The organism is Sphaerisporangium sp. NPDC049002 (assembly GCF_040649355.1).
Classification (GTDB): Bacteria; Actinomycetota; Actinomycetes; order Streptosporangiales; family Streptosporangiaceae; genus Sphaerisporangium.
Genome location: NZ_JBEZFH010000336.1, coordinates 1 through 5,100 on the forward strand (window position 1 = coordinate 1; position 5,100 = coordinate 5,100).

A 5,100-nucleotide genomic window follows, 5' to 3' on the forward strand; every position below is an offset into this window, starting at 1 on the left:
CTTGTCGAGGCCCGCCTTCCGATCCCGCCCGTGGCGGGATCGGAGACACCCGAGGAAGCCGAGTGATCAAGATCCTGCTGGTGGACGACCAGGCCCTCGTGCGGGCGGGCTTCCGCGCCCTGCTCGACGCCCAGGACGGCATGACGGTGGTGGCCGAGGCCTCGGACGGCGCCGAGGCCGTCCGGCTGGCTGAGGAGCACCGGCCGGACGTGGTCCTGATGGACATCCGCATGCCGGGGATGGACGGCCTCACCGCGACGCGCGAGATGCCCGCCGACATCAAGGTCATCATCCTTACCACCTTCGAGCTGGACGAGTACGTCTTCGAGGCGCTGCGGGGCGGGGCCAGCGGCTTCCTGGTCAAGGACACCGAGCCCGCCGAGCTGATCCAGGCCGTACGCGTCGTCGCGGTGGGGGAGGCGCTGCTGTCCCCCAGCGTGACCCGGCGGCTGATCGCCGAATACGCGTCGCGGGCCAAGGAGCCGCGCGTCACGGCCGGGCTTGACCAGCTCACCGAGCGCGAGCGCGAGGTGCTGACGCTGGTCGCCGCCGGGATGACCAACGACGAGATCGCCGCCAAGCTGTTCATGGCGCCCGCCACGGCCAAGACCCACGTGAGCCGGGCCATGACGAAGCTCCACGCCCGCGACCGCGCCCAGCTCGTCGTCATCGCCTACGAGTCCGGCCTGGTCAAGCCCGGCTGGCTGTGACCTGTCCCCCGCCGTACGTACGGCCTTCCGACCAGCGTGCGCGGGGCGCTCGTCGTGGCAGGTCATGACGGAAAAAGGGCCGGTGGTTAGCGAAGTGTGACTGGCCACCGGCGACCCTCTCCGTTACGTTCCGCGAGGAGACACTTACGGAGGAGGATCACGTGGAACCGAGCGTACGACCGCGTGGCGCCGGAGCGACCCCGGTCCGCCGAGCGTGACGCCCGCCGCGCTCTTCGCCGGGGGCCTCGCCGCCGGGCTGGTGGCGGGCACCGCCTCATGCACGGCGGTGCAGGGAGGCCTCCTCATCGGTCTCACCGGCCGCCGGGACGGCGGGCGGCCAGGCTCGGGGCTCGCGGTCGTGCCGGCGTTCATCGGGGGGCGTCTGGCGTCCCACGCGATGGTGGGGGCGCTGCTCGGCCTGCTGGGCGGCGTGGTCCGGATCCCGCCGGAGGGTCGGGCGGTGCTCCTCGTGGGGGCGGGCACCGCCGTGATCTGCTTCGCCGCCCGGCTCATCAGGAACACCGGCCGGACCCCGGCATGCTCTTCACACCACGCACCGTCGGCCTTGTCATCGCCTTCTACCTCAGCGCCGCCGCCCTCCGCCTCGTCGTCGGGACCCCCGGGAACGCCGGCGCCCTCGGGAACGCCATCGCCTTCGGGGGTGCCGGCGGCGGTGGCGGGGGTTCTCGCGCGGGTGCCGCCCTGGATGAGGGCGGTGCTGCTGGGAGCGGTCACCATCCTGATCCCCTGCGGGGTCACGCTCAGCACCGAGGTGATCGCGGTCTCCAGCGGATCCTGGTTCGGCGGCGCGGCGGTCATGGCCGGGTTCGTCACCGGCACGGCCCCGGCGTTCGCCCTGCTCGGCGTGCTGCTCCGCCGCATCGCCACGACCAGGCTCGCGATCGTCGCCGCGGCGGCGGCGCTCGTGGCCGGATCGGTGACCATGGTCGCGGGGCTGCGGCTCGGCGGGTGGCTGCCCGACCTCGGCGCTCCTCCCACCGCCACCGCGGGCGCCCAGACGCGCGCGGACGGCACCCAGGTCGTCACGGTCTGGTCGACGGCCGAGGGCTACCGTCCCGGCGTGGTCTCCATCGAGGCCGGACGGCCGGCGGAGATCGTCTTCCGCACCCTGGACAACCAGGGGTGCACGCGCACGCTGACGATCCAGGGCCACGACATCACGCTCCCGGTGACGGGCGAAGCGACCGTACGGCTCGCGCCGCAGGGCCCCGGAAGGCTCCGCTATGTATGCGGAATGGGGATGTATGCCGGATTTATCAACGTAAGTCAACCGGCGTCCCCAGGCGCGGCGACCGAGCCGAGACGCTGACGTCCCTGGTCGGGACGGGTCAAACGCGTTCCGCCGGACGGCAAGAAGCTGTCGATTATGTTCCATCTCTTTGGATCACGTGCGACTCTGTCCCCCATGACGTGGTGGCATGGTGAACCGGAGGCGGCGGTCGCGTGGCCCGCCGTGCCGATGCCCCGTGCGCCCGAAGCGTCACTCCGGGAACCCAGCGAGGCCGACCTCCTGAGCGCCGCCCAGGCGGGCGACTCGGGGGCCGCGCACCGGCTCGGCCGCCTGTACGCCCAGCGCGGCGACCGGTCGGCGGCACGCCACTGGTGGGAGCGGGCGGCGGGAGCCGGGAACATCGACAGCGCCTACAACCTCGGCGTCTGGCACGAGAAACACGGCAGCCTCGACGAGGCGATCACGTGGTACGAGCTCGCGGCGGGCGCGGGGGACGCCGAGGCGGCCGTCAACCTGGCCACCCTGCTGCTGGAGCAGCGGGGGGACGTCCTCGGCGCGCGCCACTGGTTCGAGAGCGCCGCGGGCGCCGGGTCCCGTCCGGCCACCCGGAGGCTGGCCCTGCTCTGCGAGGACGTCGGCGACCCCGTGGCCGCACGCGACTGGCACCGCCGCGCGGCCTCGGCGGGCGACCTCGCCTCCGCCCATGACCTCGCCTTCATGAGCTACGCCTCGGGCGACGAGGCGCAGGCGCGCGGCTGGTGGGAGTACGCCGCAAGGGGCGGGCACGCCGACGCCGCGTACTACCTCGGGCGTCTCCTGCACGCCGACCGCGATCCGGAGGGCGCGGAGACGCTCTACCGCCTCGCGGCCAAGGTCGACCATCCGGCCGCCGCCTCGCAGCTCGGCAGGCTCGCCCTCGCGCGCCGTGACCTGCGTACGGCCCGCGCGTGGTTCGAGCGCGCCGCGCACTTCGGCAGGGTCGAGGACCAGCGCATGGCGGGATTCGTCTGCGTCGAGCTGGAGGACCCCCGCGCCGCCAGCCACTGGTTCGGGCGCGCGGCGGCCAGCGGCGATCCCGAGTCGGCCTACAACTTCGGCCTGCTGCTCATCGCCGAGCACAACGACCTGCGGGGCGGGCAGCACTGGTTCCGCCAGGCCGCCATGTGCGGGCACCAGGGGGCGGCGGCGGAGCTGAGCACCCTGCAGTCGGTCATCGGCGCACGGCGGACGGCCCCCCCGCAGTGGACGGCCGACCAGGCGGTGCCGGTGTGGGACCGTCCCGTGGAGCCTGAGCTGGTGGCCCGCGCGGAGCTGGCCGTCGCGGCGGCGGGCAGGCGGGGCGGCACCATGCTGCGCATGGCCGACCTGACCGAGATCCTCGGCACCTGGGACCTGCTCACCAGGCGGCTCAGGGAGCCCATCGACGTGGTCGCCTGGCTCACCGAGAAGAGCGGCCTGCACGCGGCGGCCGTTGAGCACCTCAGCTCGGTGCGCATGACCCTGGTGAGGCCCGGCACCGCCCCCTGGCCCACTCCAGCCGAGATCGAGCACGTCCTCGCCACCTCACGGCAGCTCCGCAAACGCCTCGGCCTTTCCTGAAGGCCGAGGCGCGTCACGGGCGATGCCGCCGGAGGACCGGCCGCGCGGGCCGGCGACCCGCGCGGATACCGTCGGCTCGCCTAGCCGAGCAGGTCGGCTACCCGCGTGAACGGCAGGCCGTGGGCCTGGGCGACCTGCTCGTAGGTGAGCTGCCCGGCGTGGGTGTTGAGGCCGAGCGCGAGCGAGGCGTCACCGCGCAGCGCCTCCTGCCAGCCGAGGTTGGCGAGCTTGACCGCGTACGGCAGCGTCGCGTTGGTCAGCGCGTAGGTCGAGGTGTTGGCCACCGACCCCGGCATGTTGGCCACGCAGTAGAACACCGAGTTGTGCACCTTGTACGTGGGCTCGGCGTGCGTGGTCGGCCGGGAGTCCTCGAAGCAGCCGCCCTGGTCGATGGCGATGTCGACCAGCACCGACCCCGGCTTCATGCGGGAGACGAGCTCGTTGGAGACCAGGGTCGGAGCCTTGGCCCCCGGGATGAGGACGGCGCCGATGACCAGGTCGGCCTCCACGACGGCCTGCTCGATGGCGTACTGCGTGGAGACGATCGTCTTGAGCCGGCCCTGGTAGATCGCGTCGATCTGGCGGAGCCTGTCGATGTTGACGTCGAGGATCGTGACGTCGGCGCCCATGCCGACCGCGATCTGCGCGGCGTTCAGGCCGGAGACGCCGCCGCCGATGACGACGATCTTGGCGGGGGCGACGCCCGGGACACCGCCCGGCAGCACGCCCCGGCCGCCGTTGAACCGCATCAGGTTGTACGCGCCCACCTGCGGCGCCAGCCGGCCGGCCACCTCCGACATCGGGGCCAGCAGGGGCAGGGAGTTGCCCACCTGCACGGTCTCGTACGCGATCGCGGTGACCTTGCGGTCGAGGAGCGCGTCGGTGCAGGCGCGGGACGCGGCGAGGTGCAGGTAGGTGAACAGCACCTGCCCCTCGCGCATCCGGTGGTACTCCTCGGCGATGGGCTCCTTGACCTTCAGGACCAGGTCGGCCTCGCCCCACACCTCGTCCGCACTTTCGACGATCTTCGCCCCGGCGAAGAGGTAGTCCTCGTCGGGGATCTGCGAACCGAGGCCCGCGTCCCGCTGGACATGGACGTCATGGCCGTGGCGTACGAGCTCGTGCACGCCCGCCGGAGTGGCGGCGACGCGGTACTCGTGGTTCTTCACCTCGGCGGGCACGCCGATCTTCATCGCTGAATCCTTTCAGAATGGCTCGAATGATGGTACGCGGACGCGCCCCTACCAGCACAAACGCGGAAAAACGGGATCTACAGGCGAGCCCACGCCTCGGTGAGGACGGTACGGAGGATCGACTCGATCTGGTCGAACTCCTTGGGCCCGCAGATGAGCGGCGGCGCGAGCTGTACGACGGGGTCGCCGCGGTCGTCGGCGCGGCAGTACAGACCCGCCTCGAACAGAGCCTGCGAAAGGAAGCCGCGCAGCACCCCCTCGGCCTCGGAGGGCGTCTCCGGCGCGAGCCCTTCCCCGAAGGCGTCGCCCGGTACGTCCCGGGAGGCCGGGCCCACCACGGCGGAGA

General features: G+C 72.5%; 4 protein-coding genes and 1 pseudogene. 3 read left to right on the forward strand and 2 right to left on the reverse strand.

Annotated elements, in window-relative coordinates; all coding sequences use genetic code 11:
- Positions 1–62 precede the first annotated feature (62 nt).
- The 3 genes from AB0B89_RS34735 to AB0B89_RS34745 all read left to right on the forward strand — a co-directional run bounded on the left by AB0B89_RS34735 (position 63) and on the right by AB0B89_RS34745 (position 3,561).
- Positions 63–710 carry a response regulator transcription factor gene (locus tag AB0B89_RS34735; RefSeq protein WP_358561495.1) on the forward strand — a complete coding sequence of 216 codons (648 nt, stop codon included), beginning with the start codon at positions 63–65 and terminating at the stop codon, positions 708–710.
- Between the two features lie 214 nt (positions 711–924).
- Positions 925–2,040 carry a sulfite exporter TauE/SafE family protein gene (locus AB0B89_RS34740; protein ID WP_358561498.1) on the forward strand — a complete coding sequence of 372 codons (1,116 nt, stop codon included), beginning with the start codon at positions 925–927 and terminating at the stop codon, positions 2,038–2,040.
- A 96-nt stretch (positions 2,041–2,136) separates the two neighbouring features.
- The gene (locus tag AB0B89_RS34745; RefSeq protein WP_358561501.1) at positions 2,137–3,561 is read left to right on the forward strand and encodes a tetratricopeptide repeat protein; all 1,425 of its coding nucleotides are present in this window, start codon (positions 2,137–2,139) and stop codon (positions 3,559–3,561) included.
- Between the two features lie 80 nt (positions 3,562–3,641).
- Here AB0B89_RS34745 and ald read toward each other — a convergent pair whose 3' ends face one another.
- Complete coding sequence (gene ald, locus AB0B89_RS34750) at positions 3,642–4,754, reverse strand: alanine dehydrogenase (protein ID WP_358561504.1); 1,113 nt, start codon at positions 4,752–4,754, stop codon at positions 3,642–3,644.
- 77 nt (positions 4,755–4,831) lie between these two features.
- Positions 4,832–5,100: pseudogene (locus tag AB0B89_RS34755) on the reverse strand (aspartate aminotransferase family protein); the annotation flags it as partial.

Bases quoted from the DNA above. Each gene is read 5' to 3' on its own strand.
- AB0B89_RS34745 (WP_358561501.1), top strand. From the start codon at position 2,137: ATGACGTGGTGGCATGGTGAACCGGAGGCGGCGGTCGCGTGGCCCGCC.
- ald (WP_358561504.1), bottom strand. From the start codon at position 4,754: ATGAAGATCGGCGTGCCCGCCGAGGTGAAGAACCACGAGTACCGCGTC.